A 25183-nucleotide genomic window follows, 5' to 3' on the forward strand; every position below is an offset into this window, starting at 1 on the left:
GCGGGGGACCGCGCGGCCGGCCACGGCGGACCCGCCGCCGTACGACGCCCCGCGCTCCGCCTCGCCCAGCGCGCCACCGGCCGGCCGGCCGTACTCACCCGGACGCATCGCGCCGCCGCCTGGCCCGCCACACCGCCGCGCCCGCCAGCAGGACGACCACCGCGGCGCCGACCGGCAGCCCCAGCGAGGGACCGCCGTCACCGGTCTCTTCGGCGTTCCCGGGGTTCCCGGCGTTCTCCGTGTTCTCCGTGTTCTTCGCGTTCTCCGTCCTCTCCGCCGAGGAGACCTGTTCCCCGCACCCCTGGTGCGGATAGCCGGAGATCGCGCACAGCAGGGCGTTCGAGTCGTAGCGCAGCGGTTCGGCCACGGCGGCCAGCGCCTCCGCGGCCGACGCGTCCCGGGGCACGCGCGCGCACGCCGTGCGGCCCCGCGGCGGCGCCTCGCCGGACGGCGCGTCGGCGGCCGTGCCGAAGTCGAGCACCAGGGCCACCCGCTTGGTCCCGGACTTCGCGGGCGTGTCCGCGCAGATCCTGCCGAAGTCCGCCGCACCGCGCGGCCGGGCCGCGTCCGCGGAGTCCGCGCTCACCGCGAACCGGAACCCCTGCACCGTGCCGTCGTCGGGGCGGGCGGACGCCGGCCCCTGGGTGGCGTACGTCCAGTGGCCGCCGGTGCGCTCCCAGAAGGACCAGTACCGGTAACCGGTGGCGCCGGCCCGTCCGGCGGTGCCGAGGAGCAGCAGCGCGGCGACCAGCACCGGCACGGCACGGCGGACGGCGGTCACGGCTGCCGCTTCTTCCGGCCGCTGAGCAGGAAGCCGATGCCGATGCCGGCGACGAGACCGATGCCGACGATCCACCAGACGCCTGCCTTGGAGTCTTCGCCCTCGGCCGCGTCCGGCGCGGACTCGTGCGCGCCGGAGTCCATCCGCGGGGCCGGTCCCTGCGCGTTGAGGGCGCTGACCAGGCTGGTGCCGCCGAAGTCGCCCGGCTGCTTGCCGAGGGCGTGCGCGGCGAGGATCAGCTGGGCGTACGCGGCCGGGCCGCTCTGCCGCGCCCACGGGCCGGCGTTCTTCTCCAGCCAGGCGTACGCCTTCCGGGCCGGTCCGGTCCGGCCGTTCGCGGCGAGCGCGACGACGGCGTCCGCGGTGTTGCCGAAGTCGGGCTGGTCCGTGGCTCCCGGCAGGGCCGACCGGAGGTGACCGGTCTTCGCGACGGCCGCCGCCAGGTAGGCGCCGGCGTTGCCGGCCACCTGCTCCCGGGTGGGGTGCCCGGCCTTGACGCAGGCGTCGTCGGCCGGGGCCTTGCCCGCCCCGGCGGCGAGGCCCTTGCCGAGCGCGCCCAGCAGACCGGCCGCCGTGGCGTCCGCGTTGGCGACCAGCTCGCCCTTCTTGTCCGGCTGGTAGGCGAGGGCGCCGCCGCCCTCCTGGTCGCAGGGGATGGACCAGGCGGGCAGCGCGTCGTAGGGGGACTTGCCGGACTTGCGCACGTCCGCCGGGTCGGTGCCGGCCGCGGCGAGCGCGCCGATGACGACGGAGGTGGAGTTGGTGTCGCTGGGTCCGGCCGCGTAGTAGCTCCAGCCGCCGTCCGCTTGCTGCACGGACTTCAGCCAGTTCACGGCCTTCTCCACGGCGCCGCCGTGCCCGCCGGTCGCGGCCAGCGCCTGGACGGCGGCGGCGGTGCTGTTGGTGTCGGCCTTGACCGTGTCGTCGCACGGCTTGCCGGGGGCGGCTCGGAAGGCGGCGAAGGCGCCGTCCGCGCACTGCTGCCCGGTGAGCCAGTCCACGGCCGCGGCGGCCGGCCGGTAGCCGAGCGTCCGCTGCGCGATCAGCGTGAGCGACTGCCGCCACACGCCGTCGTACGTCGGATCGGCCTTGCCGTAGAGCCCGGCCGGGGCCGTCGTCTTCGGGGACGGGGACGGGGACGGGTCGGCGGCCGTGGCGGGCGCTGCGGCGGCCAGCACGCCTACGGCGGCGAGAGCCGCGGCGCTGCGGCGGACGTTCATGGTCGGCGACTGCCTCTCCTGCGGGGAGCCGGGCAGCGCGCGGGTGACCCCCCGGGCGGCCCGGCTCCGTGAACCTCGACGGTGCCGTGCGCGGCGGGCCGCCGACGCACGGGAGTCGGTCAACGTCCCGCCCGGGGCGTTCCGGCTCACCGTTCTCGGCGGTTCACGGACCGGGGCAGCCCCTGTTCGGGCGCGATGCCGAGGAACCGGGGAAGGGTCGGCGCCGGAATTGCACCGGCTTCCCCCCGTACGGGTGTGCTGACGACCCCGCCACCTTACCGGCCGCCCCGCGCGCGCCGTGGGGTGGCCGTGGGCACACGGGAGCGGTGACCGGGGTCTCACCGGGCGGCCGGGCCGGGGGCGTACGGCGGCACGGTCGCGCCGCCCGCGTGGCGGGGGGCCGTCGGGTCACGCACCGACGCGGTGATCCAGAGCTGGGCGGGGGGAGTTCACCCGCCCCGGTGTTCCACTCCTCGGGCGTCCCCACTGCTCGGCCACCACGACGGCCGGCTGGCCCGCCTCCTCGCCCTGCTCGCCGAGCCGCTGACCCCCTGGCAGCTCGCCACGCGCATGGAGTGGAACCGCCCCTGGGCGGAGATCCCCCACGGCTCCCGCACCATCGCCGTCTCGGAGGCCGAGTCCCACCTGCGCCGGCTGGTGAAGCTGGGGCGGGCGGAGCCGGTGGCGGGCAGCGAACCCGTGGCGTACGTGGCGGTGTGACGGGCGCCGGTCCCGCCGTGCCGGGCCGGGTCAGGCGGGACCTTCCGCCGCGACGGCCTGCCGGCCGAACCGGTCGACGGCCGCCGTGTGGCACCGCAGGGCGTACGCCACGCACTCCAGCTCCTCCTCCGGGAGGCAGCCGGAGCCGGGGTGGCCGGCCGCGGGCAGCGCGCGGGCCCGGTCCCCGGGCGCGTGCAGGGCCCGTGCCGCGACCCGGATGTCCACCGCCGCCGCGATGCCCCGCGCCGCGGACTCCGGGTAGCCGGCCGCCGTCGCCGCGTGCCGTGTCCGCTCCCGCCGGTCCCGGCTCAGGTGCGGGGCCAGCTTGAGCAGGCCGTCGTTGATGGCGGCCCGGCGCAACTCCAGCCTCAGGGCGGCACCGCTGACCCGGCCGGTCGCGGGCGCGGTGGGCGCGGCGACGGTCACCATGGTCTGCCACAGCGGTTTCAGTCGCCGGTGGGCGCGGACCAGCCGCCGCCGCTCCGCCACCAGCGGACCGGCCTGGCCGACGATGAAGGCCACGGCCACCAGCGCGGCCTCGACGATGGCGAACGGCGGCGCGACGTACGTCGACAGCCAGTCCCAGTCCCGGCCGTTCCACCGCGCGCCGATCGCCGCGAGCTTGGCGAGGTCGAAGACCAGCCCGAGGGCGTAGGCCTCCTGGAGGAAGATCACCGCGCGGCGCAGCCAGGTCTCCTCGACCTCCCGGTACCAGCTCCACAGCAGACGGGCCGCGACCAGCGCGGACACCAGGTGGGCGACGAGGTAGAGCAGCACGAACTCGCGCATCCACGGCGTGTCGGCGTAGTAGGTGTCCAGGTCGCGCAGCCGCTCCACGCGGTGGTCGCCGAGCAGGAACGTCGTCCACAGGCCGACGATGACGGCGGCGTACGCCCTGCGGACCAGACGGGTGCGCCGGCGGCGCGCGGCGGACGGCGGCTCACGCCAGGTGATGATGAGCCACAGGCAGGCGCCGCAGTAGACCGTCAGCAGCGAGTACACCCACAGGGCGGCGAAGTTGGGGATGCCGGACAGGACGTTGATGCGGTGCAGGGCCGTCGGCGGCAGCGAGCCGAAGACGACGGCGCCGACGCCGAGCAGCAGCGCGGTGGCCCGCAGGATCGGGTCCTGCCAGGCACGCCGCAGCAACGGCACTTTGATCACGAAGGCCACGGCGAGCAGTACGGCCGGGACGGCGTAGGCCGCGAGGGAACCGGCGATGTCCCAGCGCATCAGGGTCCGCCGATGTTGCCCAGCGAGGAGGACAGCCGGCCGGTGAGGGTGTCCTGGGTGGTCCGGCCGGCCGCGCCCGGCCCGACGACCTTGGAGAACTTCGCCGCGAGGCGCAGCCCGCACTCCTCGGCCTCCCACTCGGCCGCCGCCGCCGCGGCGGCGGGCGACCGGGTGGCCAGGGCGACCACCCGGTCCCAGGGGATGTCCTCCTCGGCGCGGGCGAGCAGCCGGCGGGCGGCGGCGGGCAGTCCGGCCGGGTAGTGCACGTCCAGCGTGCCGTAGTGGATGTGGCCGATCTCGTGCCCGGTGATGACGAACTTGTGCGGGTCCGGCGCCCGTTGCTCGACCACGACGATGTAGTCCTCGTCCCGGGCGAGGGTGATCCCGGAGATGTCCAGATCCGGCGGGAAGGCGGTGAACCGCAGCCGGACCGGGCGGTCCAGCCGAGGGCTGAGGGTGGCGCACAGCGCGTGCAGGAACGCCTCCGGGCCGGCCGGCCGCGCGAGGGTGCCGACGGTGTCCCGCACCAGCCGGTCCAGGAAGCGCTTCGGCGAGCGGGCGCTGCGCGGGGACTTCGGCCGGCTTCCGGGCGCCGGTGACCGCGCGGACGTCACGGCGGCCGACTCGTCAGTCACGCCCGGTGTCACCCGCCCGCTCCGACGCGACGATCATCTCGGCCAGGTCGGCCAGGGTGGCGAGCTGCCGGGCGTTCATCTGCGGGGCCCGGGCGGCCAGCCGGATCAGACCGCTCTCGCGCAGCCGCAGCAGCGGGTCCGCCTCGGCCTCCAGGCTCTGGAGCACCGGTTGCAGGGCCTCGTGCAGCGCCTCCGGCTCGTCGGCCGTGAAGAAGCCCGCCGGCAGACCGAAGAACCGGCGCAGCCGGTCGGCGTGTTCGAGGCTCGGCATCCCGCTCTTGCGCCACTCGCTCAGCCACTGCCTGCTGGTCCCGGCGATCCTGGCCAGCTCGTCCAGGGAGTACCGCTTGCCGTCCGGCCGGCGCCGGGTCTCCCGGATGAAGTCCAGCCGCCGGCGGACGCGTTCGGCCAGGGAGGTCTCCGTGGCCCGGCCGCCGGAGAGCAGGTCGACGACGACACCCACGGGGACGCCGGTGCGGTAGGACAGGCCGGCCACGTCGAGAGCCTCCGGCAGCCGGCCGGGCCTGCCGGTCAGCTCGCCGAGCCGGTCCAGGACGTCGGCCAGCGCGGCGTAGGCGTCACTCACCGAGTCCCCCCTGGGCGTGCGTCCATTCGGTGGCTTGCCGCGAGGCTACCCGCTCGCCCGTGCGGCGACCAGACGTGACAACGCTCCCTGCCGAAGAGCGCAGCAATCGTTGACAGTTGAGGGCGCGGTGGGTGAGGATCACTGCACGGAGAGCAAGATCCCGACCCGCCTCGGGTGCCGCCTATGGGGGAGCGGCACCCGGGGCGTTCCGTGCCCGCCCCGTCCTCGGGGAGGGCGCGGGCGTCCATGCCCCGGCCTGCCCGGACACCCGCGGCGAGTTCCCGCCGACGCGGATCGCCGCGGCCCGTCCGGTGCTCTCCGGCGCCCCGGACCCGCCCGACTGGGGCCGCCCGTACCTGGCCGGGCGGAGGAGGCGGCCGAGGGGGTGCCGGGGTACGCGGCGCGGTGCGCGGTCGGCGGTGCGCCGGCCCGGTCCGCCGGGCGTCTGGCCGGCGCAGCGCGGATCGCGGGCCGGCCGGGGTCGCCGGGCCCGCCGTACGAGACGGCCGCGGTCCGCGCCGACCCCGTCGCGCCGCGTCCCCTGCCGGCGGGAGGTCCGGGTGCGGGGCCGCCGTGACCGGATCGCCGGGTGAGGACCATGCGCTCGGGGGGCCTGGGAAGGGTCGCGTGGGGCCAGGCTCCGGGGGACGGCATGGAGCCGGTCGGCCGAGTGGGCGGATGAGGTGGCAAATGGTGGAGAACGGTAGGAATTGGGAGGTTCCATCCCGCTCCATCCGTTTTATGCTGGAAGTCGCCTACGAGGCGAGTGAGGGAGTCCAACCGGAGTAGCCGACTCAGGCGAGGCGCACAGGCATCCCGCCCGGGCCGACAGCGACGGTGGGGCTGAGAGGTCGAAAGGCAGCAGTCGGGCCGGACGACGACCCCCATCACCTGATCCGGGTCATACCGGCGAAGGGAACCCGTCTCGTAGGTTTCTCGTTGCCCGCTCAGGTGCGCGGGGCCGGCTCCGTCAGGTCGATCAGCCGGCACACCGTCTCTATGTCGATCTTCACCTGGGCGATGGACGCGCGGCCGGACAGCCAGGTGATGAGGGCCGAGTGCCAGGTGTGCTCGATGACCCGGACCGCGGAGAGCTGCGCGGGGGTGGGGTCCTCCAGGCCCATGGCGTCCAGGATGATCGCGGTGGTCTGGCGGGAGACCTGGTCGACCTCGGGCGAGACGCTGCGGTCGGCGAAGGTCAGGGCGCGGACCATCGCGTCGGCCAGGTGCGGCTCCCGCTGGAGGGCGCGGAAGGCGCGCATCAGGGTCTCCGCGACGCGCTCGGCGGCGGTGGCGCCCGCGGGCGGCTTCTTGCGCAGCGTGCCGTGCATGTGCTCCAGCTGGTCCTGCATGGTGGCGACCAGCAAATGCACCTTGGACGGGAAGTAGCGGTAGAGCGTGCCGAGCGCCACCTGCGAGGACTCGGCGACCTCCCGCATCTGCACCGCGTCGAACCCGCCCCGGCCGGCCAGCTGGGCGCTGGCGTGCAGGATCCGGCGGCGTCGGGCCTCCTGCCGCTCGGTGAGGGGTGGCGAGGCGGGGCGCGGGGTGCTGGCTTCCGCAGGCATGGGCACCGTTCCGTGACAGTCGGTGAGGGCGTCCGCAAGGGCTCGTGACCGGTCGGCGCGGCGGGGTCGCGCGTCGTGGCGTGAATCACCTGATCCACTGCTCACAGCGCCCTTACCTGCCGGTAGATTCAGAGCCTCCTGAACGATCAAGTCTGTAACTTGTTCTAGATTAGCGTCCCGTCGTAATGTCGCGGGACAGTGCAGGCAGAAGGGGGCACGGAGTGACCGCTGAGGCCCGTCAAGCGGGTGCCGACCAGGAACCCGCTGCCGACGGGGAGCGACCGCTCGACATCGCGCTCCTCACCTACAAGGGGAACCCGTTCTGCGGGGGACAGGGCGTCTACGTACGGCACCTCTCGCGCGAGCTGGCCCGCCTCGGACACCGGGTCGAGGTCATCGGCTCCCAGCCGTACCCGGTGCTGGACGAGGGCTACCCCCGGCTCACCCTCACCGAACTGCCCAGCCTCGACCTGTACCGCCAGCCCGACCCCTTCCGCACCCCGAAGCGGGACGAGTACCGGGACTGGGTCGACGCCCTGGAGGTCGCCACCATGTGGACCGGCGGCTTCCCCGAGCCGCTGACCTTCTCCCTCCGCGCCCGCCACCATCTGCGCGCCCGCCGCGGCGAGTTCGACGTCGTCCACGACAACCAGACCCTGGGCTACGGGCTGCTGGGCGACATCGGCGCCCCGCTCGTCACCACGATCCACCACCCGATCACCGTGGACCGGCAGCTGGAACTGGACGCGGCCGGCACCTGGCAGCGCCGCTACTCGGTGCGCCGCTGGTACGCCTTCACCCGCATGCAGAAGCGCGTCGCCCGCCGGCTGCCCTCGGTCCTCACCGTCTCCGGCAGCTCCCGCCAGGAGATCACGGACCACCTCGGCGTCCGCGGCGACCGGGTCCACGTCGTCCACATCGGCGCCGACACCGACCTGTTCGCGCCGGATCCATCCGTCGCCGAGGTGCCGGGCCGGATCGTCACCACCTCCAGCGCCGATGTGCCGCTCAAGGGGCTGGTGTTCCTGGTGGAGGCGCTCGCCAAGGTGCGCGCCGAGCACCCGGACGCCCACCTCGTCGTCGTCGGCAAGCGCCCGGCCGAGGGCCCGGTCGCCCGGGCCGTGGAGCACTACGGCCTCGAAGGCGCCGTCGAGTTCGTCAAGGGCATCTCCGACGCCGAACTGGTCGACCTGATCCGCTCGGCCGAGGTCGCCTGCGTGCCCTCGCTGTACGAGGGCTTCTCGCTGCCCGCAGCCGAGGCCATGGCCACCGGCACCCCGCTGGTCGCCACGACCGGCGGCGCGATCCCCGAGGTCGCCGGCCGCGACGGCGAGACCTGTCTGGCCGTACCGCCCGGCGACGCCGGCGCGCTGGCCGCCGCCCTGGGCCGGCTGCTGGCGGACGCGGGACTGCGCGACCGGCTCGGCCGGGCCGGCCGCGAGCGGGTGCTGGAGAAGTTCACCTGGGCCCGCGCCGCCCAGGGCACCGTGGCCCACTACCGCGAGGCCATCGCCCGCGCCGCCGGCCCCCAGGCTCGAAACGGCTCGCGCGCGGGGGCCCCCGCCGCGGCCCGGACCCCCGGCCGCCCCGCGGCCCCGGTAAGTGTTGCAGGCGTCTCCTCCGAAAGCAGGGCCACGTGCTGACCGTCGACTTCTCCCGGTTCCCGCTCGCCCCGGGCGACCGCGTCCTGGACCTCGGCTGCGGGGCCGGACGGCACGCCTTCGAGTGCTACCGGCGCGGCGCCCGGGTCGTGGCCCTGGACCAGAACGGCGAGGAGATCCGCGAGGTCGCCAAGTGGTTCGCGGCGATGAAGGAGGCGGGCGAGGCACCCGAGGGCGCCACGGCCACCGCCATGGAGGGCGACGCGCTCGCGCTCCCCTTCCCCGACGACTCCTTCGACGTCGTCATCATCTCCGAGGTGATGGAGCACATCCCCGACGACAAGGGCGTGCTCGCGGAGATGGTCCGCGTGCTCAAGCCGGGCGGACGCATCGCGATCACCGTGCCGCGCTACGGCCCCGAGAAGGTCTGCTGGGCGCTGTCCGACGCCTACCACGAGGTCGAGGGCGGCCACATCCGCATCTACAAGGCCGACGAACTCGTCGCCCGGGTCCGCGAGGCGGGCCTGAAGCCGTACGGCAGCCACCACGCGCACGCCCTGCACTCGCCGTACTGGTGGCTGAAGTGCGCGTTCGGCGTCGACAACGACAAGGCGCTGCCGGTGCGGGCGTACCACAAGCTGCTGGTCTGGGACATCATGAAGAAGCCGTTCGCCACCCGGTTCGCCGAGCAGGCGCTCAACCCGCTGATCGGCAAGAGCTTCGTGGTCTACGCGACCAAGCCGCACCTGCCGCGACTGGCCGGGGAGGCGGACGCCCGGTGACCACCCCCCGGACAGAACACCTCGTCCTGCCCGGGGTCCTCACCGCCGGGCAGGCCGCCGCGACCGTCGCCGGCATCCTCGCCGTGCAGCGGGAGGACGGCGCGATCCCGTGGTTCCGGGGACACCACCTGGACCCCTGGGACCACACCGAGGCCGCCATGGCCCTGGACGCGGCCGGCGAACACGAGGCCGCCGAGCGCGCGTACACCTGGCTCGCCCGGCACCAGAACGGGGACGGTTCCTGGTACGCCGCCTACGCGGACGGCGACCACGACGACGTCACCGACCGCGCCCGCGAGTCCAACTTCGTCGCCTACATAGCCGTCGGGGTGTGGCACCACTACCTCTCCACCGGCGACGACACGTTCCTGGACCGCATGTGGCCCACGGTCTACGCGGCCGTCGAGTGGGTGCTGCGGCTTCAGCGGCCGGGCGGGCAGATCGGCTGGCGGCGCGAGGACGACGGCACCCCCACGGCCGACGCCCTGCTCACCGGCAGCTCCTCCGTCCACCACGCGCTGCGCTGCGCGCTCGCCATCGCCGAACAGCGCGAGGAGCCGCAGCCGGACTGGGAGCTGGCGGCCGGGTCGCTGCGCCACGCGATCCGCCGGCACCCCGAGCGGTTCCTGGACAAGGACCGCTACTCGATGGACTGGTACTACCCGGTCCTCGGCGGTGCCCTGACCGGAGCGGAGGCCAAGGCCCGGATCGAGGAGTCCTGGGACCGCTTCGTCGTCCCCGGCCTGGGCGTGCGCTGCGTGGTGCCCAACCCCTGGGTGACCGGCGGTGAGTCCAGCGAACTCGCCCTGGCCCTGTGGGCGGTGGGCGAGTCCGACCGCGCCCTGGAGATACTCCAGTCCATCCAGCACCTGCGGGACCCGGAGTCCGGCCTGTACTGGACGGGCTACGTCTTCGAGGACGACGTGATCTGGCCCCGTGAGCTGACCACCTGGACGGCGGGCTCCCTGCTGCTCGCCGTGGCCGCGCTGGGCGGCCACGAGGCCACCTGCGCGGTCTTCGGCGGCGAACACCTGCCGACCGGCCTGGCTCCCGACTGCTGCGACTAGCCGACGGAGTTCGGGGACAGGCCCCGGCAGGGCACGGCAAGGCCCACCAGGGCTCAGTGGCGCTGCATCCGGTTGGCTATGGCATGGCCGACGAAGAGGTAGACCACGGCGGCCAGGCCGTAGCCGGCGACCACGCGGGCCCACGCCTCGTCGAACGTGAAGAGGTCGTGGGACCAGCCCGCCAGCCAGGATGCCGCGTCGTGGACGAACCGGACCAGGCCGTTGGCCCGGTTCGCGTCCAGCAGGTACATCAGTATCCACAGGCCGAGGATCAGCGCCATGGCGTCGGCGACGACCGCGATGACCGTCCCGGCCTGGTTCGCACCGTTGCGATATCGAGGGGACATGTCTTCCGGATTGCCGGGCGGGGTGCGGTGAAACCCCCGAGGGAGCCCGGACGGGACCCGGACGCGCCCCGGAGACGACCCGGATGGCGTCCCCCGGGTGGCGCAGTGCGGCGGTCCGGGTGACGCTGCCGGAGGAACCAGACCGCTCGGGGAGGACACGTCCGGAGGACCTCGTGCCCGTACCGATACGGCGCCTCTTCGTGGCGCTCACCCTGTGCTGCGCCCTGGTGGCCGGTGCCACCGCCTGCGGCAGCGGCGAGAAGAGCAGTACGAAGGACACCGCGGCGGCGGCCCAGGCCCAGCCCGCCGCCGACAGCCCCAGCCCGACCGCGTCCGTGGAGCGCCAGAAGCTCGCCAAGACCCGTTTCGTGGCGAACGCGGGCCTGGCCGCCGGCGCGACCTACCAGTGGATCGTGAAGCCCTGGAAGGCCGGCAAGTTCAAGAAGGGCGCCCACGGCCGCAAGACGGCGCTGGTGAAGGCCGGTCTCGCCGGTGCCTTCGCCTACAACCGGCTGAAGGCGGCCCAGCGGAACGCCCAGGGCGATCCCACGCTCTCCAAGGCGCTCGCGCCGCTCGGCGCCGGCATCGACGGCCTGAAGAACCTGGCGTCCAAGCTCCGCAAGGGCGACGACAGCGCCGTGGGCCCCTTCGAGGGCATCATCAGCCAGGTGAAGGACGCGGGCCAGAGCGCCGGCGCGCCGGTCAAGGACCAGGTGCCGTCGGGGTCGCAGCTGACCAAGGGCTAGGCGGTGTCCTTCCGGTCGGACGACCGGTGAGGCCGCCTAGGCGTTCAGCTCCGCCGGCACCCGCAGGGTGTGCGGGTCCGGGGACAGGGCCGGCAGGTCGGTCACCGGGCCCGCGCGCCACGACTCCAGCCGTTCGGCGACGCGTTCGCGCGGACCGACCAGGGAGATCTCGTCGGCGAAGGCGTCCGGCACGGCCCGCACGGCCTCCTCGCGCCGCCCGGCCAGGAACAGCTCCTGGATCCGCCGGGCCTCGGCCTCGTACCCCATGCGGGCCATCAGGTCGGCGTGGAAGTTGCGGGCCGCGTGGCCCATCCCGCCGATGTAGAAGCCGAGCATGGCCTTGACGGGCAGCAGCCCCTCGGCGACGTCGTCGCAGACCTGCACCCGTGCCATCGGCGCGACCAGGAACCCCGGCGGCAACTCCCGTACCACGTCCCCGTACACCTCCGGCCGGCTCGGCGCCCAGTACAGCGGCAGCCAGCCGTCGGCGATCCGGGCGGTCTGGGCGACGTTGCGCGGCCCCTCGGCACCGAGCAGGACGGGGAGGTGCCGGCGCAGGGGGTGGGTGATCGAGCGCAGCGGCCTGCCGAGCCCGGTGCCGTCCGGCCCCCGGTACGGCAGCGGGTGGAACCGCCCGTCCACCTCCACCGGCGCCCTCCTGCGCGGCACCTGCCGGACGACGTCCACGTACTCCCGGGTCGCGGTCAGCGGCGACGCCGGGAACGGGCGGCCGTACCAGCCCTCCACCACCTGCGGCCCGGACAGCCCGAGCCCGAGCAGCAAGCGTCCGCCGGAGAGGTGGTCCAGGGTGAGCGCGTGCATCGCGGTGGCGGCCGGTGAGCGGGCGGCCATCTGGGCCACCGCCGTACCCAGTCTGATCGTCGACGTCCGCGCGGCGATCCAGGTCAGCGGGGTGAAGGCGTCCGAGCCCCAGGACTCCGCCGTCCACACCGAGTGGTAGCCGAGCCGTTCCGCCTCCTGGGCGAGGGGCACCTGGCCGGCGTCCGGACCGCGTCCCCAGTACCCGAGTGCGAGACCGAGCCGCATACGCCTGCCTCCTGACGGTCCGTCAGTTCACGACCGGGAGGCGACTGTACGACAACGGCCCCCCGCCCGGAAGGGCGAGGGGCCGGACGCGACGGCGTGCGGGGCTCAGCCGCGCTGGATGCCCGAGGTGTCCTGGAGCACGCCGCGGCGGCCGTCCTGGGTCTGCGCGACCAGCGCGGCACCGCGCTGCTCGACCGCCAGGTACCAGGTGCCCGGGGCCAGTTCGGCGATCGGGGTGGGCGAGCCGTCCTCGGCGAACAGCGGGCGGGTCACCGGCACGGCGAACCAGAACGGCGAGAAGTCCGCGGCCGGGGGCTGCGCCGCCGGGGCGTGCTGCGCGGGCGGCTGCTGCCCGAACGGCTGGCCCGGCTGCGGCTGGGCGCCGTACGGCTGCTGCGGCTGGGCGCCCGGGTAGCCGTAGCCACCGGGCGGCTGGGCGCCGTAGGGCTGCGGGGCGACCGGCTTCGGGGCGGGGACGAGGGAGCCCTGGAGGGCCGGGACCAGCGGGGTGGCGACGGCCGCGGCGGCCAGCAGCAGCGCGGCGATGAGGCCCAGGATCAGACCGGAACCGGCCCCGACGTCGAGCAGGTCGGACTTGTCGAAGGCGCCCAGCGGGTCGATGATCGACCAGAGCGCGGTCCAGGCGGCGAAGACGGTGAAGGCGACGCCGACCTGACCGAGGTCCAGCCCGACGACCTTGCGGGGCTGGGGGAGCGCGCGAGCGAGGACGACCAGGACCGCGCCGATGATTCCGCCGACGTACATGCTCATCACCAGGCCGAGGTTGTCCCAGGCGTTGGGGATGTCGCTGCCGTCGGTGTCGAACGTGTCGAGGAACGACGCGATGAACAGCAACACCGCTGCTCCGATCACCACGCCGTCGCCTCTAGTGAGGGAGCGGATATTCACTTCAGGTCCTTCGTAGGTCGTCTCGTCGTCGGTAGACACTATCGCCCACAAGATCCGGCTGTCCGGCCGGTTCCGCCCGCCGGTCAGGACCCGCGCAGGAAACCCACGATTCCCCCGGAGATCCCCCGCGCCGCCCGCTGCCGCCAGGCTCCGCTGGTCAGCAGTGCCGCGTCCTTGCTATCGCGCATGTTGCCGCACTCGATGAACACCTTGGGAACCGTTGACAGATTGAGACCACCGAGATCGGTCCGCGTGACCAGGCCGGTGCCCCCGCCCAGGTAGTTGGAGGGCGGCTCGCCGGTCTCGCGGCGGTAGCCGTCCGCGACGCTCACCCCGAGGTCGTGGGACGGGCCGACGATGTCCCGGGTGTCCGCGGCACCGGCGTGCACGGACCCCGGCAGGATGACGTGGAAGCCGCGGTTGCCGGGGGCGGAGCCGTCGGCGTGCAGGGAGATCGCCGCGTCCGCGTGTGCCGTGTTGCCGATCCGGGCCCGCTCGTCCACGCACGGCCCCCACTCCGGCCGGCCCTCGTCGTGGGTCAGCCTCACCGTGGCGCCCTGCCGCTCAAGGAGCGTGCGCAGCCGGTGCGCCAGGTCGAGGGTGAACCGCGCCTCGGCGTAACCGTCGTCGGTCGAGGTCCCGGTGGTGTCGCACTCCTTGCGGTGGGTGCCGATGTCCACGGGGCGGCCGATCTCGGCCGGGTGCCGGAAGTTGCCCGGGTTGTGCCCCGGGTCGACGACGACGACCTTGCCCCGCAGCGGGCCGCCGCCCGGCCGGGCGGAGCCGGACGCCTTGCCGTCGCCGCCCCCGTCCGGGGCCGCGTCCGGGGCGGGGGACACGGCGGCGGAGCCCGTGCGGTCCGCGCCGTCCGCGCCGCCGCCGTCCACCGCCTCGTACACCCCCCAGCCGAGCAGCGCGCCGGGCACCAGCGCGGCGAGGGCGACGGTCAGCGGGCGGCGCCGGGTCCGGCGGGCCTGCGGGGAATCGTGGTCCGGGCCTGTGTACGACACGTCTGCGACTCTAACCGGGGGGCGTCAGATGCCCGCCCCCGTACGCCGCAGGACACGCAGCGAGCCGGTCGCCGAGACCTCGGTGAACGCCCCGGACTCCAGGGCGCGCAGGTAGACGCGGTACGGCGCCTGGCCCGTGAACTCGTCCTCGGGGTCCGGGAAGACGTCGTGGACGACGAGGAGACCGCCCTCGGCCACGTGCGGTGCCCAGCCCTCGTAATCGGCGGTGGCGTGCTCGTCGGTGTGGCCGCCGTCGACGAACACGAGACCGAGCGGGGAGTTCCAGAGCGCCGCGATCCGCGGGGAGCGGCCGACGAGGGCGACCACGTGCTCCTCCAGACCGGCCCTGAACAGCGTGCGCCGGAACGTGGGCAGCGTGTCCATCAGGCCGATTTCCGGATCGACCGTCTCCGGGTCGTGGTAGTCCCAGCCGGGCTGCTGCTCCTCGCTGCCCCGGTGGTGGTCGACGGTCAGCGCGGTGACCCCGGCGGCGCGGGCCGCGTCGGCCAGCAGCACGGTGGAGCGCCCGCAGTACGTCCCGATCTCCAGCAGCGGCAGCCCGAGCCGCCCCGCGTCCGCGGCCGCCACGTACAGCGCCAGCCCCTCGTCCACGGGCATGAACCCCTTGGCCGCCTCGAACGCGGCCAGGATCTCGGGCTTGGGGGCGGGAGCGGGGGCGTGCATGGCGGGCCTTTCCGGTCGTACGGCTCGTGCGGCGCCCCATGCTGCCGTACCCCCGGCCGCCGGTGCGACAGGGGGTACGGGGGCGCGGGGACCGGACGGCCGGGCAGGCCGGCCGTCCCGGGCGTCAGGCGCTCACCGTCTCCCCGGGCAGCGAGAGGTCCAGGTCGACGGCGCGCTCCTCGCCGGAGTGCGTCGCCGACGAGGCCAGCGGCCCATGGCCGGCGGCCTTCGCCGCGAGGACGTACGCGCCCTCGGCCGGGACGGCCAGGGCGTACGCCCCGTCCGCGCCGGAGACGGTCGCTCCCGCCTGCCGCCCCCGCCGGTCGATCAGGGTGACCTTGGCCCGCGCCACCGGGGCGCCGGCGGCGTCCAGGACCCGTCCCCGGAAGCCCCGCAGCACCTCCTCGGCCCGCTCCAGCACGGCGTCCTCCTCGCTGCTCGCCCGAAGCTGCGTGTGGTGCGGCACCGGGCGGGCGGTCTTCGGCAGGCAGAGCGCCAGCAGCAGGCCCACGGCCACCGCGGCGGTGGCGATCAGGAAGGAGACCCGGAACCCGTGCATGGTCGGGACGGCGACGCCGCCCACGTCGTTCGCGGTGTTGGCCAGCACCATGCCGATGACGGCGCTCGACACCGACGTGCCGATGGACCGCATGAGGGTGTTGAGTCCGTTGGCCGCGCCGGTCTCGGCGGCCGGGACCGCGCCGACGATCAGTGCGGGCAGCGAGGAGTAGGCGAGGCCGATGCCGGCGCCGAGGATCACGGACGTGACGACCGTCTGCCAGGCCGCGTCCATCAGGCCGAGGCCGCCGCCGTAGCCGACCGCGATGATCAGCAGGCCGGTGATCAGGGTGGTCCTGGGGCCGTAGCGGGCCGACAGACGGGCGTACACCGGCGCCGTGAACATCATCGTCAGGCCCAGCGGGGCCACGCACAGACCCGCGACGACCATCGACCGGCCGAGGCCGTACCCGGTCGCGGTGGGCAGCTGGAGCAACTGGGGCAGGACGAGCGAGACGACGTAGAAGGCGACCCCGACCATGATCGAGGCGAGGTTGGTGAAGAGGACCGCCGGGCGGGCGGTGGTGCGCAGGTCGACCAGGGGCGCCTGGGCGCGCAGTTCGAACAGGCCCCACAGGACGAGCACGGTGACGGACGCGGCGAACAGGCCGAGCGTGGTGCCCGAGGACCAGCCCCAGTCGCTGCCCTTGGTGATGGGCAGCAGGAGCAGCACCAGACCGGTGGACAGGCCCACCGCGCCGACCAGGTCGAAGGAGCCCTCGGCGCGCATCGGGGACTCGGGGACGACCAGGAGGGTGAGGACGATGGCGAGCACGCCGAGGCCGGCGGCGCCGTAGAACAGGGCGTGCCAGTCGGCGTGCTGGGCGACGAGGGCGGCGGCGGGCAGGGCGAGGCCGCCGCCGACGCCTATGGAGGAGCTCATCAGGGCCATGGCGGAGCCGAGCCGCTCGCGCGGCAGCATGTCCCGCATCAGGCCGATGCCCAGCGGGATGGCGCCCATGGCGAAGCCCTGGAGCGTACGGCCCACGATCATGGTGAGGAGCTGGCTGGTGAGAGCGCTGATCAGGGCGCCGACCACCATCACGGAGAGGCTCAGGACGAGCATGCGCCGCTTGCCGTAGAGGTCGCCGAGCCGGCCCATGATCGGGGTGGCGACGGCACCGGACAGCAGGGTCGAGGTGAGGACCCAGGTGGCGTCGCTGGGGGCGGTGTCCAGCAGCTGCGGCAGGTCCTTGATGACCGGCACGAGCAGCGTCTGCATCACCGCGACCACGATGCCCGCGAAGGCGAGCACCGGAACCACCGCGCCGCCCGCTCGGCGGTCGGGACGGTCGGTCGTCGTGTCTGTCATGGAGTGAGGCCTTCCGCGCGTCATAAGTTCCCGGTAAACCTCGTATGCACAGGCAACTATTCCGTTGCTTCGGGACGCTAAAGAAGTCTTGACCGTTCCATGGGTTCCTGACGCACCGTCACACTCTGGCGGTTTGGTGGAACATGTTCTACTCTGGCGCGCCAACCGGTGGCGGGCGGCGCGGCCGACCGCGCAGATCTTCGCCGCAGCCGCCCGTGAGGACATGGAGATGTTCTTCCGCCGTCACCGTCTCAGGAGCCCCATGCCCATCGACGCAGCGCAGGCCCTCGCGGCCGGACCCCGGACCGGCCGGATCACCTGGGACCACAGGGACGTGCAGCTCTACCACCTCGGGATCGGCGCCGGCCGCCCGGCCACCGATCCCGACGAGCTGCGCTACACGCTGGAGTCCCGGCTGCACGTGCTGCCCAGCTTCGCCACCGTCGCGGGCAACGGCTCGCCCGGAGTGATCGGCGGACTGTCCATGCCGGGCGTCGACGTCGACCTGGCGCGCGTCCTGCACGGCGGGCAGACCCTCCGCCTGCACCGCCCGATCCCGCCCCGGGGCACCGCCACCACCACCGGGCGGATCGCCGCCGTGTACGACAAGGGCACGGCGGCCGTGCTGGTCATGCGCACCGAGACCGCCGACGCCGACGGCCCGCTGTGGACCGGCGACGCCCACATCTTCGTCCGCGGGGAGGGCGGCTGGGGCGGCGACCGCGGCCCCTCCGCCCGGCTCGCCCCGCCCGCCGGCGACCCCGACCGGACCGTCGAGTGCCCGGTCCGCGAGGACCAGGCCCTGCTCTACCGCCTCAGCGGTGACTGGAACCCGCTGCACGCCGACCCCGACTTCGCCAAGCGCGCCGGATTCGAACGGCCCATCCTGCACGGGCTGTGCACCTACGGCATGACGCTCAAGGCGGTCGTCGACACGCTGCTCGACGGTGACGTCACCCGCGTCCGGTCGTACGGCACCCGGTTCGCGGGCGTCGTCTTCCCGGGGGAGACCCTGCGCGTGCGCATGTGGCGGCGGGGCGGCACCGAGGTCCGGGTGGCCGTGAGCGCCGTCGAGCGGGACGACGCGCCCGTCCTCGCCGACACCGTCGTCGAACACGCCTGAATCCGGTACGACCCGTACGCCCCGAGGGGAGCCGCACCATGCGCGCAGCCGTACTGCACGAGACCGGCCAGGAGGAGCCGGAGGTCCTCGACGACGTCGAGGCGGTGGGCTATTGGGGCTCAAGAGGGGCTGAGGAGAGGAAACAAGAGGGGCTGAGGACAAAAAAAGAGGGGAAGAGGGGCCGAGGACAAGAAAGAGGGGGCACCCGGCGGGTGCCCCCTCTTCACCGCTGCCGTCAGGCAGCCACCTCGGCTGTCTCCTGGGCCGGCTTGCGGTGCCGGCCGTGCGGATTGGCCTCGCTCTCCTGGGCCGCGATCGGACCCCGGTGCCGGCCGTGGCCGGCGGTCTCGGAAGAGCCGGCAGACAGCTGCTCAGTCGTGCTGGTGTCGCTCATCGGACGTATCCACCCCGTCAACATGATCTTTCGTACAGCCGGGCGAGTCTAACCGGCGCACCACGGTCCCCATCCAGGCGCACACGCCAACCGGCACTGGTTCGTTACAAGACGCCCCGGAGAGACCGCTCCGAGGGCACCGGCCGGGCCGCCGCCGGCACCGGGAAGTCCGGTCCCGCCGACGGCCGGGCCGCCCTGGCGCCTGCCCGGCGGCCCCCTTCCGGGGCCTGTCGGCCAAGCGTCCCGCCTCCGCGGGCTCAGGCGCGGACGAGGCGTTCCAGGGGTGCCTGTTGCAGGGGTACCGGCCGGGCCGGTTCCGCTGTCGGTGCCGGGTGGTCCGGTGCCGCCGCCGTCGGCCGGGCCGCTTCCGTCGCCGGGCTGCCCGCCTCGGACGCCCGCACGGTGGTCCCCTCCCGCGCGGCCCGGACGGTTCCCTCCCCGGTGGGCCCCGTCGGTCCGGTGGGCCCCACCGGGTCCGCCTCCCGGACCGGCGCCGTCAGGTCCGAGACGCCGCACGGGGTCGTGGCCGTGACGTACGGCAGCCGCAGCACCCCGTCCCGTGTCCACACCCCGGTCCCCGCCAGCCAGCCCTCGGGCGCGGCCAGCTGCCGCAGCCGGCGCTCGGCCGGCCGCCAGGTCCCCACCCAGGTGCCGAACGCGCCGTCGATCCGCAGGCCCACCCCGCACCCCTCCGGCATCAGCGCCTGCCCCGGCTGGACCGCGAACGGCGTCACCACGCAGTCCGGCAGCCGCAGGCACCGCGGGAACCGCACCGGCAGGGCGCTGCCCAGGACGCCCCAGCCCAGCCGTGCCCGTCCGGGCGAGGGCGCGTCCGAGGAAATCAGCAGCAGCCCGCTGTCGGGATCGGCGAGCAGCAGCCGGTCGTCGCTGTCGTCCGTGATCTGGAGCAGCGGCGAGACCTCGCCGCCGCGCGCCAGGTCCACCACGACCGTCTTGGTGCACCCGTCCAGCTCCCGGTCGAGCGCCAGCAGCCGCCCGGCGCGGTCCAGCCAGACCCCGCCCGAGCAGCGCCCCGGCACCTCGGCCAACCGCTGCGGACCGGACGTGCCGCCCGCCACCAGCCACACCGTGCCGGAGCGCGGCCCGACAGCGAGGGCGTACGCCCGCACGCCACCCGGCGCCGGCGGCAGCAGGGTGAGCCGGGTGCCGGGCTCGGGGCACTCCAGGCCGCCCAGCGGCAGCTCGCCGGTGCCCGGCCCGGTCGGGTAGAGCAGCGAGAAGACGTGCCGCCCGGCCACCTGCCGGTGGATCAGCACCCGGCCGTCGCCCATCGGCTGCACCCCGGTGCCCGGCTCCTCCGGCTGGTTCCCCGGCAGCGGCACCGCGTACGGCTCCGGGCCGTCCAGGGTCCACCGTTCCGGGAACCAGCAGCCGGAGCCCCCGCGCAGCGCGAGCCGGGCGGCGTACGCGCCGTCCGCCGTGATCGCGCACCTCGCCCCCGGCACGCCGTCGGGTCCGCCCGTGGACACGGGTTCGGCCACACAGACAGTCATCGTTCGGTCACCTCCGGCGACGAAGCTAGTTTTCGCGGCACCGGACACGCGCCGAGCCCGGCGCGCGCTTCACACATACGGGTGGTGCAGAAGCGATTCACCCGAGGAAACCGGGACGGGTGTGCTGACCGGGGTCAGACCGGACGCATGCGGTACGGCCCCGCCGAGCAGCCAGGTAGCCTTGGCCCGTGCCCCGTCTGTCTGAAGTCATCGCCGCGCTGGAAGACCTGTGGCCCGCCGAGCGGGCCGAGTCCTGGGACGCGGTCGGCACCGTGGCGGGCGACCCCGGTCAGGACGTCACCCGGGTGCTGTTCGCCGTCGACCCCGTGCGGGAGACCGTCGACGAGGCGGTCCGGCTCGGCGCCGACCTGCTGGTCACCCACCACCCGCTCTACCTGCGTGGTACGACCACGGTCGCGGCCGGCCACTTCAAGGGCCGGGTCGTGCACACGCTGATCAAGAACGACATCGCGCTGCACGTCGCCCACACCAACGCCGACACCGCCGACCCGGGTGTCTCCGACGCCCTCGCCGGCGCCCTGGACCTGAGGGTCGTACGGCCCCTCGTGCCGGACCCCACCGACCCGCACGGGCGCCGGGGCCTCGGCCGCGTCTGCGAACTCGACCACCCGCTGACCGTCCGCGAACTGGCCGCGCGCGCCGCCGAGCGGCTGCCCGCCACCGCGCAGGGCATCCGGGTGGCCGGCGACCCCGAGGCCGTCGTGCGGACGGTCGCCGTCAGCGGCGGCTCCGGCGACAGCCTCTTCGACCAGGTCCGCGCGGCCGGCGTCGACGCCTTCCTCACCGCCGACCTGCGCCACCACCCGGCCTCCGAGGCGGTGGCCCAGAGCCCCCTCGCGCTGCTCGACGCGGCGCACTGGGCCACCGAGTGGCCCTGGTGCGAGCTGGCCGCGAGCCAGCTCGACGAGATCTCCGACCGTCACGGCTGGGACCTCCGCGTCCACGTCTCCAAGACGGTCACCGACCCCTGGACCGCCCACGCGGCGTCCACCCCAACCCTCTAGCCCACGGGAGCCCCCAACTGAACGCCGCGCCCGCCGACCAGATCCGACTCCTCGACGTCCAGGCCCTCGACGTCCGCCTCCAGCAGCTCGCGCACAAGCGGAAGTCCCTGCCCGAGCACGCCGAGATCGAGACGCTGACCAAGGACCTCACCCAGCTGCGCGACCTGCTCGTGGCCGCGCAGACCGAGGAGAGCGACTGCGCCCGCGAGCAGACCAAGGCCGAGCAGGACGTCGACCAGGTGCGCCAGCGCGCCGCCCGGGACCAGCGGCGCCTGGACTCCGGCGCGGTCACCTCGCCGAAGGACCTGTCCAACCTCCAGCACGAGATCGTCTCCCTCGCCAAGCGGCAGGGCGACCTGGAGGAGGTGGTGCTGGAGGTCATGGAGCGCCGTGAGGCCGCCCAGGAGCGGGTGAACGAGCTGACCGAGCGGGTCGGCTCGGTGCAGTCGAAGATCGACGACGCGACCGGCCGCCGGAACGCGTCCTTCGAGGAGATCGACGCCGAGGCCGCCTCGGTCACCAAGGAGCGCGAGGTCGTGGCCGCCTCCGTCCCCGCGGACCTGCTGGCGCTCTACGACAAGCTGCGCGCGCAGCAGGGCGGCATCGGCGCGGCCAAGCTGTACGCCCGCACCTGCCAGGGCTGCCGGCAGGAGCTGGCCATCACCGAGCTGAACGAGATCCGCCGGGCGGCGCCGGACACGGTGGTCCGCTGCGAGAACTGCCGTCGCATCCTGGTGCGTACGGCCGAGTCGGGTCTGTAAGGGCGACCGGGCGCGGGGACAAGGGGCTTCAGGGGTGCGGGAGTTCATCGTCGAGGCGGACGGCGGGTCACGGGGCAACCCCGGGCCCGCGGGCTACGGGGCGCTGGTGCGGGACGCGGCGACGGGGGAGACCCTGGCGGAGGCGGCGGAGTACATCGGCGTCGCCACGAACAACGTCGCCGAGTACCGCGGTCTCGTGGCCGGCCTGCGCGCCGCCCGCGCCCTCGACCCGGGCGCGCCGGTCCGCGTCCGCATGGACTCCAAGCTGGTCGTGGAGCAGATGTCGGGCCGCTGGAAGATCAAGCACCCCGACATGAAGCCGCTGGCGGCCGAGGCCCGCTCCGTCCTCCCGCCGGACCAGGTCACGTACGAGTGGATCCCGCGCGAACGCAACAAGCACGCGGACCGCTTGGCCAACGAGGCGATGGACGCGGGGGTCAAGGGCGGCCAGTGGTCCCCGTCCGCGTCCCGGGCGGCCCTGGACGTCCCGTCCGCCGTCCCCGAGCCGTCGGGCCCGCCCGGCGACGCGACGGCGGGCGCGGCGAAGGCCCGGGCGGCACTGGCCCGGGGCCGCGCCACGGGCGGAACCGGGACCACCACGGCCGCGGACGGCCGTACCGCCGACGCCGTGCACGACCGTGCCGCCGGTCCGGCGGACTCCCGTGCCGCCGTGCACGGCCGTGCCGCCGGGGCGGCGCCCGCATCCGAGGCACCGGGCGGTACGCCGTCCGCCGAGGAGCGCCGTACCGCAGTCGTCGAGGAGCGCCCTGCCGCCCCCGCCGACGGGAGCCCTGCCCACTCCGGTGGGGAAGCCCCGCCCGCCCCCGCCGAGGAGCACCGCTCGGCGCCGGGCTGGAGTGCCGCGCCCGACCTCGGCGCGCCCGCCACCCTCGTGCTGCTGCGCCACGGTGAGACCCCCCTCACCCCCCAGAAACGCTTCTCCGGCAGCGGCGGCAGCGACCCCGCCCTGTCGGCGGCGGGGCGTGAGCAGGCCCGGCGGGTGGCGGAGTCCCTCGCCCGGCGCGGCACCGTCCAGGCGATCGTCGCCAGCCCCCTCGCCCGTACCCGTGAGACCGCCGCCGTCGTCGCCGCCCGCCTGAACCTGGACGTCACGGTCGAGGACGGCCTGCGGGAGACGGACTTCGGCGCCTGGGAGGGCCTGACCTTCGGCGAGGTCCGCGAGCGCCATCCGGAGGACCTGGACGCCTGGCTCGCCGACCCGGAGGCCCGCCCCACCGGCGGCGGCGAGAGCTTCGCGGAGACGGCGGCCCGGCTGGCCGTCACCCGGGACGAGCTGGTCGCGGCACACGCGGGCCGTACGGTGCTGCTCGTCACCCACGTCACCCCGATCAAGACGCTGGTCCGCCTCGCCCTCGGCGCCCCGCCCGAGTCGCTGTTCCGGATGGAGCTGTCGGCGGCCTCGCTGTCGGCGGTGGCGTACTACGCCGACGGCAACGCGAGCGTGCGCCTCTTCAACGACACGTCCCACCTGCGTCCCTGAGCCCGGCCGCACCCCGCGCCAGTTCCTCGATCCGGTCCCAGTCGCGGGCGGCCACCGCGTCCGCCGGGACCATCCAACTGCCACCGACGCAGCCGACGTTGGGCAGGGACAGATACTCCGGCGCGGTGGCCGGGCCGATCCCGCCGGTCGGGCAGAACCGGGCCTGCGGCAACGGGCCGGCCAGCGACCGCAGGTAGGCGGTGCCGCCCGCCGCCTGCGCCGGGAAGAACTTCATCTCCCGCACCCCGCGCTCCAGCAGCGCGACGACCTCCGAGGTGGTCGACACCCCGGGCAGGTACGCCACCCCGGAGCCGCGCATCGCCTCCAGCAGGGCCTCCGTCCATCCCGGGCTGACCAGGAACCGCGCCCCCGCCGCCGTACACGCCTCCACCTGCTGCGGCGTGATCACCGTGCCCGCGCCGACCACCGCGTCCGGCACCGCGCCGGCGATGGCGCGGATCGCCTCCAGCGCGGCCGGGGTGCGCAGCGTCACCTCGATCGCGGGCAGCCCGCCGGCCACCAGTGCCCGGGCCAGCGGGACCGCGTCGGCGGCGTCGGAGAGCACCACGACGGGCAGGACCGGCGCGAGGTCCAGGACCGAGGCAGCGGGGGAGGAGGGCAGCGGCGAGGTCATGCCCTCATCGTGCCCAGCGGCTACATTCGACGCAACGAGCGTTGCGCGCTCTGCAATGCGCGCCCACGCTCATGCGGGAGGATCAGTGGACCTGCTCCACCAGTACGTCGAGGGCCCACGCCTTGCCCGGCTTGCCGGGTGCCTCCGCCTCCACCACGTACCCCAGCTCCCGCAGTGCCTCCACCAGCGCGGCGGGGTCCTCGGGCGCGGCACCGGCGGTCAGCAGATCGCGGACCATCCGGCCCTTGGTCGCCTTGTTGAAGTGGCTGACCACCTTCCGGGTCGGCGCGTGCAGCACCCGTACCGTCGCCGTGCGCCCGGCCACCTCGCCCTTCGGCTTCCAGGCCGCCGCGTAGGCGGACGAGCGCAGGTCCAGCACCAGCCCGTCCCCGGCCGCCTCCGGCATGACCTCCGCCATCGGGGCCCGCCAGTGCCCGGCCAGCGCGCCGAGCCCCGGCAGCCGCACCCCCATCGAGCACCGGTAGGAGGGGATCGGGTCCGTGACCCGCACGGCGCCCCACAGCCCGGAGAAGACCAGCAGCGACTCGGCCGCCCGCCGCCGCGCCCCGGCGTCCAGCGTGGCCAGGCCGAGGGCGTCGTAGAGGACGCCGGTGTAGATCTCCCCGGCGGGGCGGGTGCCGGCGGTGCGCAGCCCGGCGTTCTTCGCGACCTCGCCGCGCAGGCCCTCGCTCAGTCCGAGTACCTCGCGGGCCTTCTCCTCGTCACCGGCGCACAGCCCGACCAGCTCCCCGAGCACGGCCTCCCGCGCGGCGGCAAGCCCCGGCAGGGACAGCGACCCGAGTTCCAGCGGGGCGCCCTCGCCCGGGCTCGCCTTGCCTTCGGAGGGCGGCAGCAGGACCAGCAACACGTACTCCTTACGTAGACCTCCGCGCCAGGTTACGGCGTACGCCCGGCCGGCCGAGCGCGCTCGCGGCCGGCACGGCGAGGACCGCCGGTCCGCGGCGGGGTGGCGGGCCCGGTAGCATGGTCGGCACGGCAGACGAGCCGGGCGGACGGCCGCGTGGAGTTCCCTCAGGGGGCTCCCCGAGGAACGTCCGGGCTCCACAGGGCAGGGTGGTGGCTAACGGCCACCCGGGGTGACCCGCGGGACAGTGCCACAGAAAGCAGACCGCCGGGGACCTCGGTCCTCGGTAAGGGTGAAACGGTGGTGTAAGAGACCACCAGTGCCCAGGGTGACCTGGGCAGCTAGGTAAACCCCACCCGGAGCAAGGTCAAGAGGGGCGCCGTCACAAGCGCCCTGCGCGGACGTTCGAGGGCTGCCCGCCCGAGTCCGCGGGTAGACCGCACGAGGCCGGCGGCAACGCCGGCCCTAGATGGATGGCCGTCGCCCCGGGGCCCGCGAGGACCCCGGGGAACAGAACCCGGCGTACAGCCCGACTCGTCTGCCGCTAGGCTTCAGCCGCG

24 protein-coding genes, 1 other RNA gene, 1 pseudogene and 1 riboswitch are annotated in these 25183 nt (G+C 74.6%); of the genes and pseudogenes, 10 read left to right on the forward strand and 16 right to left on the reverse strand.

Features of this window, described 5'->3' with window-relative positions; genetic code table 11:
- Positions 1-94: 94 nt before the first annotated feature.
- A complete protein-coding gene (locus IF37_RS0121015; protein ID WP_030744736.1) occupies positions 95-781 on the reverse strand; it encodes an SCO2322 family protein in 687 nt (228 codons plus the stop codon).
- Entirely contained in the window at positions 778-2001 is a 1224-nt protein-coding gene (locus IF37_RS0121020) for a prenyltransferase/squalene oxidase repeat-containing protein (protein ID WP_030744737.1), read from the reverse strand. The genes IF37_RS0121015 and IF37_RS0121020 overlap by 4 nt, the downstream gene beginning before the upstream one ends.
- Positions 2002-2487: 486 nt before the next feature.
- On the opposite strand from IF37_RS0121020, the pseudogene IF37_RS0121025 reads away from it, so the two are divergent.
- A pseudogene (locus IF37_RS0121025) lies at positions 2488-2721 on the forward strand (MBL fold metallo-hydrolase); the annotation flags it as partial.
- Positions 2722-2751: 30 nt separating this feature from the next.
- On the opposite strand, the gene IF37_RS0121030 reads toward IF37_RS0121025, so the two are convergent.
- The 4 genes from IF37_RS0121030 to IF37_RS0121045 all read right to left on the reverse strand — a co-directional run bounded on the left by IF37_RS0121030 (position 2752) and on the right by IF37_RS0121045 (position 6743).
- The gene (locus IF37_RS0121030; RefSeq protein WP_030744739.1) at positions 2752-3954 is read right to left on the reverse strand and encodes an MAB_1171c family putative transporter; all 1203 of its coding nucleotides are present in this window, start codon (positions 3952-3954) and stop codon (positions 2752-2754) included.
- Positions 3954-4589 carry a hypothetical protein gene (locus IF37_RS0121035; RefSeq protein ID WP_253915815.1) on the reverse strand — a complete coding sequence of 212 codons (636 nt, stop codon included), beginning with the start codon at positions 4587-4589 and terminating at the stop codon, positions 3954-3956. Before IF37_RS0121035 ends, IF37_RS0121030 begins: the two co-directional genes overlap by 1 nt.
- A complete protein-coding gene (locus IF37_RS0121040) occupies positions 4582-5175 on the reverse strand; it encodes a helix-turn-helix transcriptional regulator (RefSeq protein ID WP_030744743.1) in 594 nt (197 codons plus the stop codon). Before IF37_RS0121040 ends, IF37_RS0121035 begins: the two co-directional genes overlap by 8 nt.
- A gap of 758 nt (positions 5176-5933) precedes the next feature.
- Positions 5934-6110: riboswitch (TPP riboswitch) on the forward strand.
- Between the two features lie 12 nt (positions 6111-6122).
- Positions 6123-6743 (reverse strand): TetR family transcriptional regulator, encoded by a 621-nt coding sequence (locus IF37_RS0121045; protein WP_030744745.1) that lies wholly within the window; start codon positions 6741-6743, stop codon positions 6123-6125.
- A 221-nt stretch (positions 6744-6964) separates the two neighbouring features.
- On the opposite strand from IF37_RS0121045, the gene IF37_RS0121050 reads away from it, so the two are divergent.
- From IF37_RS0121050 to IF37_RS0121060, 3 genes are read left to right on the forward strand one after another with little or no spacing between them, the layout of a single operon-like run.
- Positions 6965-8386 (forward strand): glycosyltransferase family 4 protein, encoded by a 1422-nt coding sequence (locus IF37_RS0121050; RefSeq protein WP_030744747.1) that lies wholly within the window; start codon positions 6965-6967, stop codon positions 8384-8386.
- A complete protein-coding gene (locus IF37_RS0121055; RefSeq protein ID WP_030744750.1) occupies positions 8380-9126 on the forward strand; it encodes a class I SAM-dependent methyltransferase in 747 nt (248 codons plus the stop codon). Before IF37_RS0121050 ends, IF37_RS0121055 begins: the two co-directional genes overlap by 7 nt.
- Entirely contained in the window at positions 9123-10193 is a 1071-nt protein-coding gene (locus tag IF37_RS0121060) for a prenyltransferase (RefSeq protein WP_030744753.1), read from the forward strand. The genes IF37_RS0121055 and IF37_RS0121060 overlap by 4 nt, the downstream gene beginning before the upstream one ends.
- A 53-nt stretch (positions 10194-10246) precedes the next feature.
- On the opposite strand, the gene IF37_RS0121065 is transcribed toward IF37_RS0121060, so the two are convergent.
- Positions 10247-10540 (reverse strand): hypothetical protein, encoded by a 294-nt coding sequence (locus tag IF37_RS0121065; protein ID WP_030744756.1) that lies wholly within the window; start codon positions 10538-10540, stop codon positions 10247-10249.
- A gap of 173 nt (positions 10541-10713) precedes the next feature.
- Here IF37_RS0121065 and IF37_RS0121070 point away from each other — a divergent pair, with 173 nt between their 5' ends.
- Positions 10714-11286, forward strand: a complete 573-nt coding sequence (locus IF37_RS0121070; protein WP_030744758.1) for a hypothetical protein — start codon at positions 10714-10716, stop codon at positions 11284-11286.
- Positions 11287-11322: 36 nt separating this feature from the next.
- Here IF37_RS0121070 and IF37_RS0121075 read toward each other — a convergent pair whose 3' ends face one another.
- From IF37_RS0121075 to IF37_RS0121095, 5 genes are all read right to left on the reverse strand, one after another.
- Positions 11323-12333 carry an LLM class F420-dependent oxidoreductase gene (locus tag IF37_RS0121075; protein WP_030744760.1) on the reverse strand — a complete coding sequence of 337 codons (1011 nt, stop codon included), beginning with the start codon at positions 12331-12333 and terminating at the stop codon, positions 11323-11325.
- A gap of 105 nt (positions 12334-12438) precedes the next feature.
- Entirely contained in the window at positions 12439-13242 is an 804-nt protein-coding gene (locus IF37_RS0121080; RefSeq protein ID WP_173456942.1) for a DUF5336 domain-containing protein, read from the reverse strand.
- 83 nt (positions 13243-13325) lie between these two features.
- Positions 13326-14252, reverse strand: coding sequence for an N-acetylmuramoyl-L-alanine amidase (locus IF37_RS0121085; protein WP_030744765.1), 927 nt, complete (start codon positions 14250-14252; stop codon positions 13326-13328).
- A gap of 24 nt (positions 14253-14276) precedes the next feature.
- Complete coding sequence (locus IF37_RS0121090; RefSeq protein ID WP_030744767.1) at positions 14277-14936, reverse strand: class I SAM-dependent methyltransferase; 660 nt, start codon at positions 14934-14936, stop codon at positions 14277-14279.
- A gap of 124 nt (positions 14937-15060) precedes the next feature.
- Positions 15061-16806 (reverse strand): MFS transporter, encoded by a 1746-nt coding sequence (locus IF37_RS0121095; protein WP_030744769.1) that lies wholly within the window; start codon positions 16804-16806, stop codon positions 15061-15063.
- Between the two features lie 262 nt (positions 16807-17068).
- Between IF37_RS0121095 and IF37_RS0121100 the strand changes: the two genes are divergently transcribed.
- Complete coding sequence (locus tag IF37_RS0121100) at positions 17069-17929, forward strand: MaoC/PaaZ C-terminal domain-containing protein (RefSeq protein ID WP_030744771.1); 861 nt, start codon at positions 17069-17071, stop codon at positions 17927-17929.
- A gap of 235 nt (positions 17930-18164) precedes the next feature.
- On the opposite strand, the gene IF37_RS44980 is transcribed toward IF37_RS0121100, so the two are convergent.
- Both IF37_RS44980 and IF37_RS0121110 read right to left on the reverse strand, forming a co-directional pair.
- Positions 18165-18323, reverse strand: a complete 159-nt coding sequence (locus tag IF37_RS44980) for a hypothetical protein (protein WP_173456944.1) — start codon at positions 18321-18323, stop codon at positions 18165-18167.
- A gap of 257 nt (positions 18324-18580) precedes the next feature.
- On the reverse strand, positions 18581-19837 hold the full coding sequence (locus IF37_RS0121110; protein ID WP_030744773.1) for a hypothetical protein: 1257 nt from the start codon (positions 19835-19837) through the stop codon (positions 18581-18583).
- 188 nt (positions 19838-20025) lie between these two features.
- Here IF37_RS0121110 and IF37_RS0121115 point away from each other — a divergent pair, with 188 nt between their 5' ends.
- The 3 genes from IF37_RS0121115 to IF37_RS0121130 are packed head-to-tail and all read left to right on the forward strand — an operon-like array spanning position 20026 to position 23124.
- Complete coding sequence (locus IF37_RS0121115) at positions 20026-20862, forward strand: Nif3-like dinuclear metal center hexameric protein (RefSeq protein WP_030744775.1); 837 nt, start codon at positions 20026-20028, stop codon at positions 20860-20862.
- Between the two features lie 17 nt (positions 20863-20879).
- Positions 20880-21623 carry a zinc ribbon domain-containing protein gene (locus tag IF37_RS0121125; protein ID WP_079165820.1) on the forward strand — a complete coding sequence of 248 codons (744 nt, stop codon included), beginning with the start codon at positions 20880-20882 and terminating at the stop codon, positions 21621-21623.
- 34 nt (positions 21624-21657) lie between these two features.
- Entirely contained in the window at positions 21658-23124 is a 1467-nt protein-coding gene (locus IF37_RS0121130; RefSeq protein WP_030744779.1) for a bifunctional RNase H/acid phosphatase, read from the forward strand.
- Here IF37_RS0121130 and IF37_RS0121135 read toward each other — a convergent pair.
- Positions 23096-23758 (reverse strand): bifunctional 4-hydroxy-2-oxoglutarate aldolase/2-dehydro-3-deoxy-phosphogluconate aldolase, encoded by a 663-nt coding sequence (locus IF37_RS0121135; RefSeq protein ID WP_030744782.1) that lies wholly within the window; start codon positions 23756-23758, stop codon positions 23096-23098. The genes IF37_RS0121130 and IF37_RS0121135 overlap by 29 nt on opposite strands.
- Positions 23759-23840: 82 nt before the next feature.
- Complete coding sequence (gene yaaA / locus IF37_RS0121140; RefSeq protein WP_030744784.1) at positions 23841-24623, reverse strand: peroxide stress protein YaaA; 783 nt, start codon at positions 24621-24623, stop codon at positions 23841-23843.
- A 136-nt stretch (positions 24624-24759) separates the two neighbouring features.
- Between yaaA and rnpB the strand changes: the two genes are divergently transcribed.
- Positions 24760-25164, forward strand: an RNA gene (rnpB, locus tag IF37_RS40910) — RNase P RNA component class A.
- Positions 25165-25183: the final 19 nt, after the last annotated feature.

This window comes from Streptomyces sp. NRRL S-31 (assembly GCF_000718775.1).
Lineage (GTDB): Bacteria > Actinomycetota > Actinomycetes > Streptomycetales > Streptomycetaceae > Streptomyces.